This is a genomic window from Pseudomonas maumuensis (assembly GCF_019139675.1).
GTDB lineage: Bacteria > Pseudomonadota > Gammaproteobacteria > Pseudomonadales > Pseudomonadaceae > Aquipseudomonas > Aquipseudomonas maumuensis.
Genome location: NZ_CP077077.1, coordinates 186,888 through 202,079 on the forward strand (window position 1 = coordinate 186,888; position 15,192 = coordinate 202,079).

General features: G+C 64.0%; 10 protein-coding genes. 7 read left to right on the top strand and 3 right to left on the bottom strand.

Features of this window, described 5'->3' with window-relative positions; genetic code table 11:
• Positions 1-61: 61 nt before the first annotated feature.
• Positions 62-967, bottom strand: a complete 906-nt coding sequence (locus KSS90_RS00910) for a LysR family transcriptional regulator (RefSeq protein WP_217867882.1) — start codon at positions 965-967, stop codon at positions 62-64.
• A 192-nt stretch (positions 968-1,159) separates the two neighbouring features.
• On the opposite strand from KSS90_RS00910, the gene KSS90_RS00915 reads away from it, so the two are divergent.
• From KSS90_RS00915 to KSS90_RS25525, 6 genes are all read left to right on the top strand, one after another.
• Positions 1,160-3,493 (top strand): TonB-dependent receptor, encoded by a 2,334-nt coding sequence (locus KSS90_RS00915; RefSeq protein ID WP_217867883.1) that lies wholly within the window; start codon positions 1,160-1,162, stop codon positions 3,491-3,493.
• A 17-nt stretch (positions 3,494-3,510) separates the two neighbouring features.
• Positions 3,511-5,184: an aryl-sulfate sulfotransferase gene (locus KSS90_RS00920; RefSeq protein WP_217867884.1), complete on the top strand. Its 1,674-nt coding sequence runs from the start codon at positions 3,511-3,513 to the stop codon at positions 5,182-5,184.
• Between the two features lie 287 nt (positions 5,185-5,471).
• Positions 5,472-6,914 carry an NADP-dependent succinate-semialdehyde dehydrogenase gene (gabD, locus tag KSS90_RS00925; protein WP_046853707.1) on the top strand — a complete coding sequence of 481 codons (1,443 nt, stop codon included), beginning with the start codon at positions 5,472-5,474 and terminating at the stop codon, positions 6,912-6,914.
• A 183-nt stretch (positions 6,915-7,097) separates the two neighbouring features.
• Positions 7,098-8,375 (top strand): 4-aminobutyrate--2-oxoglutarate transaminase, encoded by a 1,278-nt coding sequence (gabT, locus tag KSS90_RS00930; RefSeq protein WP_217867885.1) that lies wholly within the window; start codon positions 7,098-7,100, stop codon positions 8,373-8,375.
• Between the two features lie 137 nt (positions 8,376-8,512).
• Positions 8,513-9,850 (top strand): response regulator, encoded by a 1,338-nt coding sequence (locus KSS90_RS00935; protein ID WP_225933117.1) that lies wholly within the window; start codon positions 8,513-8,515, stop codon positions 9,848-9,850.
• 234 nt (positions 9,851-10,084) lie between these two features.
• Positions 10,085-10,771, top strand: coding sequence for a hypothetical protein (locus KSS90_RS25525; protein ID WP_225933118.1), 687 nt, complete (start codon positions 10,085-10,087; stop codon positions 10,769-10,771).
• 6 nt (positions 10,772-10,777) lie between these two features.
• On the opposite strand, the gene KSS90_RS00945 is transcribed toward KSS90_RS25525, so the two are convergent.
• Entirely contained in the window at positions 10,778-11,767 is a 990-nt protein-coding gene (locus KSS90_RS00945) for a GGDEF domain-containing protein (protein ID WP_217867886.1), read from the bottom strand.
• A 140-nt stretch (positions 11,768-11,907) separates the two neighbouring features.
• Positions 11,908-13,092 (bottom strand): delta-9 fatty acid desaturase DesA, encoded by a 1,185-nt coding sequence (gene desA / locus KSS90_RS00950; protein ID WP_217867887.1) that lies wholly within the window; start codon positions 13,090-13,092, stop codon positions 11,908-11,910.
• A gap of 150 nt (positions 13,093-13,242) precedes the next feature.
• Between desA and dibA the strand changes: the two genes are divergently transcribed.
• Positions 13,243-15,138 (top strand): phosphodiesterase DibA, encoded by a 1,896-nt coding sequence (gene dibA / locus KSS90_RS00955; protein WP_217867888.1) that lies wholly within the window; start codon positions 13,243-13,245, stop codon positions 15,136-15,138.
• Positions 15,139-15,192 lie beyond the last annotated feature (54 nt).

Consider the following 15,192-nt stretch of genomic DNA (forward strand, 5'->3'; position numbering starts at 1 on the left):
TTGCGGCCCTTTCGCCGGCAAGCCGGCTCCCACGAAAAGAGTGCGCAGCAACCCCTATTCGCTAAGCTTCGGCGTCACAGGCCACCAACTGTCTCACCAGCCCCTGCGCTAGCGCCGACAAGCCATACCCCACCCGGCTCACCACCCCATAGCGGGTGTAGAACGCCTCTTCCTGTTCCGGTACCAGGTCCGCCAGCTTGAGCGCCACCAGCCCTTCGTACGGACGCAAGTTTGCGCTGCAGGCGATGCCGAGGGTGTCCGAGTGCAGCACGACATTGAGCAGCGCATAGCCATGCTCGCATTCCACGCTGGGCAGAAAATCCTGGCGCCCGCTTAGGTCGCTGAGGATCTTGCGGATGTTCGGCGGGCGGAAGGTGGTCGCCAGCGGATAGTCGAACAGGTCCCGCGCCCGCACTTCGCCAAGCTCGGTCAATGGATGCCCCTGGCGGCAGCAGAAGTGCCAGCGTTGGGGCGTGAGCTTATGCACCTGGTAATCCGGGTCGGCTTCGAACTGGCGGGTGTCGGCGACGAAGAACTCGATCTCCTCGGCGATCAGCCGGCGGTTCAAGGCCTGCCAATTGTCCACCTGGAAGCAGGTGCGCGCTGCCGGGTACTCGGCGACGAAGCGCGCCACCGCCCGCGGCACTAGCCCGCCGGCGGGCGCCGGCCCCGAACCAAAGCGCACCACGCCGGTGGTGGCGCCATTGAACTGATTGATCTCGTTGACCAGGTTGTGCGCCCCATGCACCAGGCGCCGCGAATGCTCCAGCACCAGCAGGCCCTGGCGGGTCGGCGCCAGCTCCTTGCTGGCGCGGTCGACCAGGCGGCAGCCGACGTTGTGCTCCAGCGTCTGGATGCTGCGGCTGAAAGCCGATTGCGAGAGGTTCACCGCAGCCGCCGCGGCGACGAAGCTGCGGTGCTCGACAAGGGCGATGAAGTGGCGGAGCTGGCGCAGGTCGATATGCATTTTCTACATGGAAACTTTCGGTGGAATGCAATTGCTGGGAAGGGTTGGGAACCTTATAAAGGGAGTCACTTATTCCACAAAATATGAATTAAAAATATTTATATCTCTTAAAAGAATATACGTCTGCCTGACCGCGATTCGGTTCCGCCAACGGAAATGCTCGCCTGGGCCCTTGCCTCAAGGAGCATCTGCATGTCCCGACTTTCCCGTTGGCCCGCGCGCGTCTCGCTGTTCGCCCTGCAACCCCTGGCGGCTGGGGTGCTGCTGGCCGCTTCCGGCAGCAGCTTCGCCGATGAGCCCAACGCCGCCCCAGCCGTGAGGCAGGAGGCCCAGCTTGGCACCGTCACCGTCAATGCCCGGCGGCGCGAAGAGACCGCGCAGAGCGTGCCCACGCCGATCAGCGTGCTGGGCAGCGAAACCCTCGAGACCCAGCGCATCTACCGCGTGCAGGATTTGCAGCAACTGGTACCGAGCACCAACGTCGCCTATGTGCATGCCCGCCAGTCGAGCATCTCCATCCGCGGCCTGGGCAACAACCCGGCCAGCGATGGCCTGGAAGGCAGCGTCGGGATCTACCTCGACAACGTCTACCTCGGCCGCCCGGGCATGGCGGTGTTCGACCTGCTCGATGTCGAACAACTGGAGGTGTTGCGCGGCCCGCAAGGCACGCTGTTCGGCAAGAACACCACTGCCGGGGTGCTCAACATCACCACGCGCAAGCCAACCTTCCACCAGGAGGGCAGCGTGCAGTCATCGCTGGGCGAGGATGGCTACTGGCAGACCCAGGGCAGTTTCTCCGGCCCCTTGACCGACACCCTCGCCGGGCGCATCAGCGCCTATCACACCGAGGACGACGGCTATGTGAAGAACGTCTACAACGGCCATGACCTCAATGGTGGCAAGCGCCAGGGCTTTCGCACCCAGTTGCTGTTCAAGCCCAGCGAAACCTTCAACCTGCGCTGGATCGGCGAATACAACGAAGAAAACTCCGACAACGGCATCCTCAGCCTGTACAGCACCGGCCCGACCATCAATGGCGTGAATCGCTACGAAAGCCTGGCCGCCCAGGCCGGCGCCACCCTGGTGTCGGGCAAGGATCGCAAGGTCAACTTCGACGCCGACCAGATGGTCAAGGTGTTCCAGGGCGGAACCTCGGTGGAGGCCAACTGGACCCTGCCCAACGACTTCACCCTCACCTCGATCACTGCCTACCGCTGGTGGGACTTCACCCCGCGCAACGACGACGGCCTCAACGTGCCGGTGTTCCGCAGCGCCGGCGTCTCGGTGCGGGACAAGCAGTACTCCCAGGAAATCCGCCTGGCTTCGCCCACCGGTGGGTTCTTCGACTATGTGCTCGGCGCCTACTACTTCAAGCAGGACCTGGACAACAAATCGTTCACCTACAACGGACCGCAAGCCGATATCTGGAACCTGACCCCGGCTGGCGCCCTGGCCAACGTCACCACGATCGGCAACGGCCATATCGATACCGACAGCTACGCGTTGTTCGCCCAGGGTACCTGGCACCTGACCGAGCGCCTGGATTTCACCGCTGGCGTACGGGGTACCTATGAAGAGAAAAGCGCCTGGGTGACCCGCGATGCACCGTCCGGCGGCGCGACGGTAACCGGCGCGGCGGCTGCGGCTCGCCAGGGCCGGGTGGGGGCCTACGATTCGGGCGACCTCAGCCAGTACAGCTTCGCCCCGTCCGGGCTGCTTAGCCTGAGCTACCGCTTCAGCGACGCGGTACTGGGCTATGCCAGCCTGTCCCACGGCGAGAAGTCTGGTGGCGTCAACCTCACCGTCGGTGCCGCGCCTCGCCTGGGCACCGATTCGCTGTTGGTGGGCACCGAGCGCGCCAACAACGCAGAACTGGGGCTCAAGAGCACGCTGCTGGACAACCGCCTGCAGCTCAACACCAACCTGTTCTGGACCGAAGTGCATGGCTACCAGGCCAACGTCTACGACGAGGCCAACCGCGTGCAGTACCTGGCCAATGCCGGCAGCGTGCGCTCGCGGGGCCTGGAGTTCGAGGCCACGGCCCTGCCGATCCGCGGGTTGACCGTGAATTTCAATGGTTCGTGGAACGACGTGCGCTACACCGAGTACGACGACGCGCCATGCCCGCCGGAGGTGAGCCTGGCCAATGCCGCCGCCACTTGCGATCTGTCCGGCCACCAGGTGGTCGGCGCCTCCAAGTACATCGCCAACCTCAACGGCCAGTACAAGTGGCAGCTGACCGAGCGTATCGAGCCCTACGTCACTGCCAGCTACGCCTTCCGCTCCAGGGCCGTCGGCACCATCGACGACTCCGACTACGGCCAGATCCCCAGCTACGCCATCGTCAACCTGTCCACCGGCGTGCGCCTGGACCAGGGCGACGGTGTCCTCGACCTGTCGCTGTGGGTAAAGAACGCCGGCGACAAGACCTACTTCACCAGCCTGTGGAACTCCGCCAACGGCGGCTACGCCGGCGTGCTGGGCACCCCGCGCACCGTGGGCGCCACCGCCCGTTACGACTTCTGAGCACAAGGAGCTTTGCCATGAACGCCAAGACCCAACCTCACGACCTGCCCGAAGGCGCCTGCCTCACCGCCAAGGTGCCCGAGCGCGACGAAGCCCTGCTTGGCGACGTCGTGATCAACCCATACCGCCTGGCGCCGTTGACCGCGATCATCCGCGACGGCGGTCGCGCCCTCGGCGCCGCCCACGTTCGCGTGCTGGGGCGTGGCGAGCGTGGTGTCGATATCAGCTACGAGGTGTCCGAACGCTCGTTGTGGACCTACGGTGGCATCCCCGTGTTCGGCCTGTATCCGGACCACGTCAACCAGGTGGAGGTGAGTTACAAGCTCGAGGGTGAGCGCATCCGCGAACGTTACGAGATCTACGCCCCGGCGGTGCGCCTGCCAGTGGTGGCCAAGCAGACCGCCGCGCTGCCCGAGGTGGAGCCGGTCAAGGTTGCGCCTGGCTTCGAACCGCGTCTGTACCTGTTCAACCACCTGCTGGCCGACATCCCCGGTGGTCGCGCCTTCAAGTGGAACGGCCTGGGCGGCGCCGCCGAGTGGGACTCGGTGGGCAACAACTGGATCTCCGACAGCAACGGCGATGTGCGTTGGTACCTCGATATCGAGCAGATCCACGATTCCAACCACCGCGACGGCCTGGGCGGCACCATGGGCTTCCACCAGACCCGCGACGGCAAGTTGATCTGGGGCCAGGGCCAGACCTACTCCAAGTACGACCTGCTGGGGCGGCGCATCTGGCAGCGCAACCTGCCGGACAAGTTCGCCGACTTCTCCCACGAAATCCGCGAGACGCCCAACGGCACCTACCTGCTGCGGGTGGGCACCAGCGACTACCGGCGCCCGGACGGCAAGCGCGTGCGCTCGATCCGCGACCATATCATCGAGGTCGACGAAGCCGGCGACGTGCTGGATTTCTGGGATCTCAACCAGATCCTCGACCCGTACCGCGGCGACCTGCTGGAAACCCTGGGCAAGGCTGCGATCCAGCTCCCGGACGGGGTGCAGAAACAGGACGACCGCCTGGCCAACGAGCTGGCCGAGGGCGACCTGCCGTTCGGTGACACCCCGGGGGTAGGCACCGGGCGTAACTGGGCTCACGTCAATGCCATCGACTACGACGCCGATGACGACAGCATCATCGTTTCAGCACGGCACCAGGGCGTGGCGAAGATCGGTCGCGACAAGCAGGTGAAGTGGATTCTTGCCGCGCCCCAAGGTTGGCCGGCGCATTTGCAGGACAAGGTACTCAAGCCTGTGGGCGAGGGTTTCGAGTGGTCCTGGACCCAGCACACCGCCTGGCTGACCGGGCGCGGCACGCTGACCGTGTTCGACAACGGCTGGGGCCGGGACTTCGGCCCGACCAAGCTGGCGGGCAACTACAGTCGGGCGGTGGAATACAAGGTCGACGAGGCCAACGGCACGGTTGAACAACTATGGCAGTACGGCAAGGAGCGCGGTGACGAGTGGTACAGCCCGATCACCTCGGTGGTGGCCTACCGGGCCGATACCGATACCCAGTTCATCTATTCGGCGTCGGTGAACTTCCTCACGCCCGAGAAACTGACCACCACGGTGCTTAACGAGGTCCGACGCGGTACCCAGGAGGTGGCGGTGGAGCTGAAAGTGCATAGTCGCCAACCGGGCAGCGTGGGTTACCGGGCACTGGTGATCGACCTCGACAAGGTGTTCTGATTTCGTTGATCTAAACTGGCACTGCCCAATCGCGGGGCAAGTCGCATCGGCATACCGCCGCTCCGACTTGCCCCGCGACGTTTTTGCCACTGATCTGAATTCCGACCACTCGTTCTTTTTTTCGAACAGCCTATTGTCCAACCCCCCAGCGCCCGCTTAGCATTCCGTTTGAGATTTCAAACGCTCGGCACCCAGGCGTCGAACACCCTGGTGCACGAATTCCTGACGGCCGCCCCCGCATGGGGCGCCTTTTCAACAATCAAAATTCGCAGTAAAGGGAAGCCGACATGCAGCTCAAAGACGCTCAGTTGTTCCGCCAGCAGGCCTTCATCAACGGTGAATGGCTGGATGCGGACAGCGGTCAGACCATCAAGGTGACCAACCCGGCCACCGGCGAAGTGATCGGCAGCGTGCCGAAGATGGGCGCCGCCGAAACCCGCCGCGCCATCGAGGCCGCCGACAAGGCGCTGCCGGCCTGGCGCGCACTGACCGCCAAAGAGCGTGCCGGCAAGCTGCGTCGCTGGTTCGAGCTGATGATCGAGCACCAGGACGACCTGGCCCGCCTGATGACCACCGAGCAGGGCAAGCCACTGGCCGAAGCCAAGGGCGAGATCGCCTACGCCGCCTCGTTCATCGAGTGGTTCGCCGAAGAGGCCAAGCGTGTCTACGGCGACGTGATCCCGGGCCACCAGCCGGACAAGCGCCTGATCGTCATCAAGCAGCCGATCGGCGTCACCGCAGCCATCACCCCGTGGAACTTCCCGGCGGCGATGATCACCCGTAAAGCCGGTCCGGCTCTGGCCGCTGGCTGCACCATGGTGCTCAAGCCCGCTTCGCAGACCCCGTACTCCGCCCTGGCCCTGGTCGAGCTGGCTACCCGTGCCGGCATCCCGGCTGGCGTGCTGAGCGTGATCACCGGCAGCGCCGGCGAAGTCGGCTCCGAACTGACCGGCAACTCCCTGGTACGTAAGCTGTCCTTCACCGGCTCGACCGAAATCGGTCGCCAGCTGATGGAAGAATGCGCCAAGGACATCAAGAAGGTTTCCCTGGAGCTGGGCGGCAACGCGCCGTTCATCGTGTTCGACGATGCCGACCTGGACAAGGCGGTCGAGGGCGCGATCATCTCCAAGTACCGCAACAACGGCCAGACCTGCGTCTGCGCCAACCGTATCTACGTGCAGGACGGTGTCTACGACGCCTTCGCCGAGAAGCTGAAAGCCGCCGTGGCCAAGCTGAAGATCGGCAACGGCCTGGAAGAAGGCACCACCACTGGCCCGCTGATCGACGGCAAGGCTGTCGCCAAGGTCCAGGAGCACATCGAGGACGCCGTGGCCAAGGGCGCCAAGGTACTGTCCGGTGGCAAGCTCATCGAAGGCAACTTCTTCGAGCCGACCATCCTGGTCGACGTGCCGAAAACCGCTGCTGTTGCCAAGGAAGAGACTTTCGGCCCGCTGGCGCCGCTGTTCCGCTTCAAGGACGAGGCCGAAGTCATCGCCATGTCCAACGACACCGAGTTCGGCCTGGCCTCGTACTTCTATGCCCGTGACATGAGCCGCGTGTTCCGCGTTGCCGAGGCCCTGGAATACGGCATGGTCGGCATCAACACCGGCCTGATCTCCAACGAAGTCGCGCCGTTCGGCGGCATCAAGGCCTCGGGCCTGGGCCGCGAAGGTTCCAAGTACGGTATCGAGGACTACCTCGAGATCAAATACCTGTGCATCAGCGTCTGATCGCCGGGTAAGCGGTTTTACCTCTGCCAGCGGGGCGCGAGAGCGACGTCTCGCTGGCCTTTTTGACATAGCGGTACCCGGTGGCCAGGGCATGCGTGACAGTCGATCAACGAATACTGTGTACGCCTGCATCCAGCCACCCCCGAATAAAAGCGCCGCAGAACCGGCGCAATTGAGGGCACTATGAGCAAGACCAACGAATCCCTGATGCAACGTCGTGTCGCCGCCGTCCCACGTGGCGTTGGCCAGATTCACCCGATCTTCGTCGATACCGCGAAGAACTCGACGGTGATCGACGTTGAAGGCCGCGAACTGATCGACTTCGCCGGCGGCATCGCCGTACTGAACACCGGCCACCTGCACCCGAAAGTGGTCGCGGCCGTGCAAGACCAGCTGACCAAGGTCAGCCACACCTGCTTCCAGGTGCTGGCCTACGAGCCTTATGTCGAGCTGTGCGAGAAGATCAACAAGCTGGTACCAGGCAACTTCGACAAGAAGACCCTGCTGGTCACCACCGGCTCCGAAGCCGTTGAAAACGCCGTGAAGATCGCCCGTGCCGCCACCGGCCGCGCCGGCGTGATCGCCTTCACCGGCGGCTACCACGGCCGCACCATGATGACCCTGGGCCTGACCGGCAAGGTCGTGCCGTACTCCGCCGGCATGGGCCTGATGCCAGGTGGCATCTTCCGCGCCCTGTTCCCAAGCGAACTGCACGGAATCAGCGTCGACGACGCCATCGCCTCGGTCGAGCGCATCTTCAAGAACGACGCCGAACCGCGCGACATCGCCGCGATCATCCTCGAGCCGGTACAAGGCGAAGGCGGCTTCCTGCCTGCGCCGAAAGAACTGATGCAGCGCCTGCGCGCCCTGTGCGACCAGCACGGTATCCTGCTGATCGCCGACGAAGTGCAGACCGGCGCTGGCCGCACCGGCACCTTCTTCGCCATGGAGCAGATGGGCGTCGCGCCTGACCTGACCACCTTCGCCAAGTCGATTGCCGGCGGCTTCCCGCTGGCCGGTGTGTGCGGCAAGGCCGAGTACATGGACGCCATCGCCCCGGGCGGCCTGGGCGGCACCTACGCCGGTTCGCCGATCGCTTGCGCCGCGGCCCTGGCGGTGATCGAAGTGTTCGAGGAAGAGAAGCTGCTGGATCGCAGCAAGGCCGTTGGCGAGCGCCTGACCACCGGCCTGCGTGAAATCCAGAAGAAGCACCCGATCATCGGCGACGTCCGTGGCCTGGGCTCGATGATTGCCGTGGAAGTCTTCGAGAAAGGTACCCACACCCCGAACGCCGCCGCCGTTGCCCAAGTGGTCGCCAAGGCACGTGACAAGGGCCTGATCCTGCTGTCCTGTGGCACCTACGGCAACGTCCTGCGCATCCTGGTGCCGCTGACCGCCGAAGACGCCCTGCTGGACAAGGGCCTGGCGATCATCGAAGAGTGCTTCGCCGAACTGGCCTGAAATATGTGACGCGCTTCAGAAAAAAACCCGCCTCGGCGGGTTTTTTTTGTGCCGTTCATAGGCATCAGGCGCTAAGGTTGTACGAGGATTCCGTGGAAGCTGCGATGGATCGCGCGTCATAGCCTGGAGAATAGCCCATGAGCGCTATCGACCCCGTCCCCCCCTGCGTGCTGATTGCCGAAGGCGATCCCTGGGTGCGCGACATGCTCAGCGAAATGCTGCTCAGCGTGCGCTGCGATGCCCGCCTGCAGGTCTGTGCCGATGGTTCCGAGGCGCTGAGCGCGTTGGCGGCCAAACCCGACCTGATCATTGCAGCCCGTGAACTCTCAGGGCTCGATGGTCTCGATCTGCTGCGCAAGGTACGCGCCAAGGGTGGTAAGCCCGGCTTGCCGTTCATCCTCATGAGCGACCGCACTGACAGCGCCAGTGTGCGTGAGGCGCTGCCGCTGCACCCGACCGCCTACTTGAGCAAGCCGCTCGACCTGGACAATCTGCGCAAGCGCCTGGAGAACCTGCTGCTGGCAGTGGGCGAGCAGATTGCCTGCCCGGTGCCGCCGTTGCAGCCGGGCGCGCAACTGCCGGCCTACCTGGAGCAGCGCAGGGCCACCGCCGATGGCGGTCCGCTGTTCGCCGATGTGCAGATGGCGGTCAAGCGTGCTCTCAATCCCCATGGCCTCAATCTCAAGGTGCTCGAGGAAGAGGTGCGCAACGACCCGCAGATCACCGGCGTGCTCATCGCCGCCGCCAATAGTGCCGCCCTGCACCGCGAAGCGCCGGTACAGACCCTGCTGCAGGCGCTGAACAAGCTCGGCAGCACCCAGAGCATGAATCTCATCCTCGGCCTCACGCTCAAGCGCAGCGCCCGCTTGACCGACCCGCTGCTGGCGCGACACGCCACCCATTACTGGAACCTTTCGCTGCACACCGCCGAGTACGGTCGCACCCTGGCGCGCATGCTCGAGGTGGACGAAGCGCGCTGCTACTGCGCGGGGCTGCTGCACTGCCTGGGTGACCTGGCGGTGCTGCGCACCTTGCAGGAGTGGCGCCTGGCCGGTGGCGAGCTGGACGAGGATCAGGTGGAGCTGTCGCTCAACGAGTTCGGCGCACCGTTCGGCTCGGCCCTGCGCACCCGCTGGCGCCTGCCGCTGGACTTGCGTGAGCTGATCGCCGCGGTGTATCAGCTGGGTGGCGGTGTCTACTCCCGGGAAATCCTGGCGATGAACCTGGCCGGGCAACTGTCGCGACTCAAGCCCAGCGAGGGGCTGGAGAAGATCGCCAGCAGCAAGACGGCGCGGTTGCTCAAGCTGGGGTTGCCGGAGCTGTCGCGGCTGCGCAAGGTGGACCCTGAGGCGCTGGCGCGGGAGGAGGCCGAACGTCTGGAGGCGGAAACTGCTGCGAGCGAGCCGGAGGTTGCCCCGATCACTGCACCGGCTACTGACGCAGGCCCGGTCGAAGATGAGGAGCGCCAGGCTTGATCAATGCAGCGCCGGAGTTGCATCAGGCTTGGGAGCATTCCTACATGTATTGCGGACGGCTGTTCGTATCCAGGGAAGTCCTTCACGCGTAGCTTTCCCTGCACTCCAACAACGGGGGTGACAGCAGAGTTGCGGCTGAAGATGAGCACGTACAGACACCATGGTCTGCGCTATCAAGTCTTTCGATCGCAAGCGCGAAAGCTAGCCCAGGAAGCATTCTGCAGGAGTCAACGTGTGCCCAGACCTGGGCTTGACGTCGACAAGGTGCGTTTCGAACCTATTGGCCACAGGGCTTTCGAGGCTTTTCAGGGCTGGGGCGAGCAGACCCACCACTTCCCGTGGGAGGAGGTGCCGCGATGGACGGACTGCGACCTCAAAGGCTTCGATTTGTCGCTGTGGTTTGCGCGAGAGCTCTGCGGGCTCTGCTATGCCAGCCCCCGGCAAAGCAGACGCTGCATCAAGATCATCCTGCTGGAGGGCAAGCCGGGCCCGGAAAATCCATTGAGGGGGCTGGTGGCGTCACTGTCTTTGTTGGCGGTTGCAGAGTACGCAAGGATGCTCAAGTACTCGCGAATTGAGGTTCAACAGCCAGATCCGGGAGCCGAGCCCCTGTACCAGTCGCTTGGCTTCGCTCGCGATCCGGCCGGAAGTCTCGTGATATCCGTGGCGGCAATGAGCCAGCGACGTGGTTTCCACATCTCGGAGGTGCCTATGAGCTATTCGAAAGATTCCAGGAGGGCTGCACTGATCAAACGCTACACAGCCCAGGCTATCGCTTTGGCCGGTGAAATCACCGATCAGCAACGACATTTTCTCGAAGTTGGCTTCAAGGAAGGTCTGGAAAAGGAGCCTGAGGGGATATTGGCTGGGCCACGTAGCGGGTCGATCGATTATGAGTGGAGTGCCGCAGCCGCGAAGTGACCCGCTTCAGCCTTTCACGATCTGGTTCTTGCCCTGGCGCTTGGCACGGTACATGGCCGCATCCGCCCGGGCGAACAAGCTGTCTAGCGTTTCATCCTCATCCTGTAACCCCGTCAGCCCTTGGCTCACTGTGACGCCATAGGTCTGCTCACCATGACTGAAACTCAACCGCTGGATTTCCCGCTGCAGCCGCTCGGCAATCTGTTCGGCCACCTGAGCGGTGCAGCCGGGGAACACGGCGGCGAATTCTTCGCCACCAATGCGCCCGAACTGATCGCCACGCCTTAGCACGGCCTTGCCGCTGTCGGCGATGCGCTGCAGCACGTGGTCGCCTTCCTGGTGACCATAACTGTCGTTGATGTGCTTGAAGTCGTCGATGTCCAGCAGCAGGAAGGCCATCGGCGTGCCGTCCTCGCGGGCGCTGTCGAAGGCCTGCTGGGCGCACTCGAAGAAATGCCTGCGGTTGCTGCTTTGGGTAAGCACGTCGGTGGTGGCCAGGCGCTGCAACTCGCCTTCGAGCTGCTTCTTCTCGGTGATGTCCTCGGCGATGCCGACGATGATCACCCGCTGGTCGCCCTCGCGTTGCTGGTTGATATAGCACTTGTCGCTGAGCCAGCGCACTTCGCCGGCGGCGTTGAGGATGCGGTACTCGCGGTCCTCGACGGTGCCCTTGACCAGCACCTGGGCCAGGCTGCGTTCGGCGTACTCCAGGTCGTCCGGGTAGATGGCGTCGCGCCATTCGTTGTAGTCGGCCAGCACCAGGCTGGCCGGGCGACCGAAGATGCGTTCGTAGGCGGGGCTGACGTAGAGCACCTGGCGGGTTTCCCAGTCGAAGGCCCAGAGCACGGCATTGACGCTGTCGAGCAGCGAGCTGTACAGCTGCTCGCGTTCGCTCAGGCGGGCCACTTCGCCTTGAGCGTGCAACAGCGCGAGCAGGGTTTGAGCAGCTTCGGGGCGCGGGGTGCCGGTTGAGGTGGGTGGGAGGTCTTTGGCCATGAGCACGGAACGGTTCTCGACGATGGGCGTGCGGCCACGGTCCGGCCCGCCACGCGGGCGATATGCCGGATTTGAGTCGATTGAGCGGGGGGAAGTTCCGGTCGGCACGCCCCGTTGCGGGGCATGCCGATCAACGGTGCTCAGGCGCCGTTGGGGCGCAGCGAGTAGGTCTTGAGCTGGGCGGCGAAGTCACGCAGCGACTGGATGCCACTGGCTTCGGCCTCGTGTACCCAGTCCTTCATGGCGGCGAGCATGTCGTGGCCGTTGGCGCTGGTGCGCGCCCAGATCTGCTGCAGCGCCAGGCGCTTTTCGTAGATGGTCTTGAGTGCCTGGCTGTGGGCCAGCAGCGACTCGATGCGCACGTGGTGGCGATCCTGCAGCAGGCTGGTTTCCCGCGAGAGCAGGCGCTTGGCGCGGCGGAAGCGGTGGCGTACCGAGGTGTCGACCTTGTCCAGCTCCTGCTTGACCAGCGGGCCGATCACCAGCTTGCGGTACTGGGCCATGATCTGGAAGCGGTTGTTGAGGATGGCCATGGCGGTGTCCATGTCCAGCGACGCCTTGCCCTCCACCCGATGGGCGATGGGCGCCACACGCTGCACCTTGGCCAGGCGCAGCAGGCTCAGCAGGCGGATCCACATCCAGCCCATGTCGAATTCCCAGCGGCGTACCGAGAGCTTCGCCGAGTTGGGATAGGTGTGGTGATTATTGTGCAGCTCTTCGCCGCCAATGATGATGCCCCACGGCACCAGGTTGGTAGCGGCGTCGCGGCATTCGAAGTTGCGATAGCCCACGGCATGGCCCAAGCCGTTGACCACGCCGGCGGCCCAGAACGGGATCCACATCATCTGGATCGCCCAGATGGTGATGCCGATGGTGCCGAACAGCAGCAGGTCGATGACTGCCATCAGCGCGATGCCGCCGAGCTTGTAGCGGGTGTAGAGGTTGCGCTCGATCCAGTCGTCCGGGCAGTTCTTGCCGTAGATGCGCAACGTTTCCTCGTTGCGCGCCTCTTCCCGGTACAGCTCGGCGCCCTTGCGCAGCACGGTACCCAGGCCCTTGTGTACCGGGCTGTGCGGATCGTCGGGGGTTTCGCACTTGGCGTGGTGCTTACGGTGGATGGCGGTCCACTCGCGGGTGTTCTGCGCCGTGGTAAGCCACAGCCAGAACCGGAAGAAATGCTTGAGGCCCGCGTTCAGCTCCAGGGCGCGGTGGGCCGAGTAGCGGTGCAGGTAGATGGTGACGCTGACGATGGTCACATGGGTCATCAGCAGGGTGACGGCGACCAGTTGCCAGGCCGACAAGTCGAGCAGACCGTAATACCACATAACGGGAAATACCCTCGGAAAACAGGCGGAACAACGCAGGCATTATCCTTTGGCGGGGAAATAAAACCAGTCGCGCTTTTGGATAGGAAGTCACAGGGTGTTTCAGCCCCTATAATGCCCCTTCTTTTTTCATGGGCTCATCCACCCGACATGTCTGTTTCCGTTCGCGACGCCTTGCGCATGGCCGGGCTCTACGTGTTGTTTTCGATTCTCTGGCTGGCGCTGTCCGAGCTGGTTTTACACGGTATGACCGAGAACCCATTGGCCCTGGCCGTGGGGCGGCAGATCAATGTCGTGCTCTGGGTAATGCTCAGTGCCGCACTGATCTTCGTTTCCCGCGCGCGCCTGCTCGATTTCATCGGCATCGGCGCGCGCCTGCGCAGCGAGGACCGTGAGCGCCTGCGCATGGCCGCAGCGGTGTTCGACAGCACCTTGGAGGGTGTACTGGTGACCGACCGCAACGGCCTGATCGTGCATGTCAACCGGGCATTCATGCGCATCACTGGCTACCAGCAGGAAGAAGTCATCGGTCAGCGCCCGAGCAAGTTCAAGTCCGGGCGCCATGGCGCGCCGTTCTACCAGCAGATCTATGCCGCGCTGGCAGAGCAGGGTGAATGGAGCGGGGAAATCTGGAACCGCCGTAAAAGCGGGGAGATCTACCCGCAATGGCAGACGATTTGTGCCATTCACGATGACAGTGGCGCACTCAGCCATTACGTCGCGGTGTTCAGCGACATCAGCGTGATCAAACACACCGAGCAAGAGCTGGCCTACCTTGTCCATCACGATCCGCTGACCGGCCTGCCCAACCGCCTGCTGTTCAACGATCGCGCGATGCAGGCCATGGCCGCGGCGCAGGCCAACAAGCGCGGTTGCGCCTTGCTGCTGCTCGACCTCGACCACTTCCAGAGCATCAACGACGGCCTCGGCCACACCATTGGCGACCAACTGCTCAAGCTGGTCGGCGAACGCCTGCGCGAGGTGCTTGGCAGCGGTGTGACCTTGGCGCGCCTGGGGGGCGACGAGTTCGGCGTGCTGGCCGAGAGCTGCCAGCAGGTGGGCCAGGCCGGCAAGTTGGCGCAATCGATCATCGAACGCTTGAAAGAACCGTTCTGCTTCGAGGGCAACCGCCTGTTCATCAGTGCCAGCATCGGCATCAGCCTGTTTCCCAACGATGCACTGAGTGCCGAGCAGCTGCTGCGCAACGCCGATTCGGCGCTGTTCAAGGCCAAGAGCAATGGCCGTGCCTGCTACGCGTTGTACACCGAGGAGCTTACCGCCCATGCCCAGCAGCGGGTCGAGACTGCCGGCGAATTGCGCCGGGCGCTCGAACAGCAGGAACTGCGGGTGTTCTTCCAGCCGGTGTACGATCTGTTCACCGCGCGGATGATCGGCGTCGAGGCGCTGGTGCGCTGGCAGCACCCTGTGCGTGGCCTGGTTCCTCCCGGGGAGTTCATCCCCATCGCCGAGCGTACCGGGTTGATAGCAGAAATCGACGCCTGGGTGCTGCGCCAGGCGTGTCGGCAGATGATGCAGTGGCAGGTCGAAGGGCGGCAGCTGGCGTTCGTGGCGGTGAACATCTCCAGTCGCCTGTTCAGCCAGCGTGACCTGTACCGACAGGTGGCCGATGCGCTGCACGATACCGGGCTGGACCCATCGCTGCTCGAACTCGAAGTGACAGAGAGCGCCGTGATGGAAGACCCCGAGGTCGCCCTGGAACAGCTGCATCGCCTGCGCGAGCTGGGCGTGACCTTGGCCATCGACGATTTCGGCACGGGTTACTCGTCATTGCTGCGGCTCAAGCGCATGCCCGTGCAGAAGCTGAAGATCGACCAGGGTTTCGTCGCGGGTTTGCCCCACGACGAAGACGACATCGCCATCGTGCGGGTGATCATCGCCCTGGCGCGGAGCATGGGCATGCAGGTGCATGCCGAGGGCGTCGAGCAGGCCGAGCAGGCGCGGTTCCTGCTGGAGCAGCAGTGCCAGCTGGGGCAGGGGTATTGGTTCGGGCGGCCGGTGCCGGCGGCGGAACTGCACTGGGGCTGAGGTCGTATCGCAGGGCAGGCCCGCTCCCGCTGGTCGCAGGAGCGGGCTTGCCCC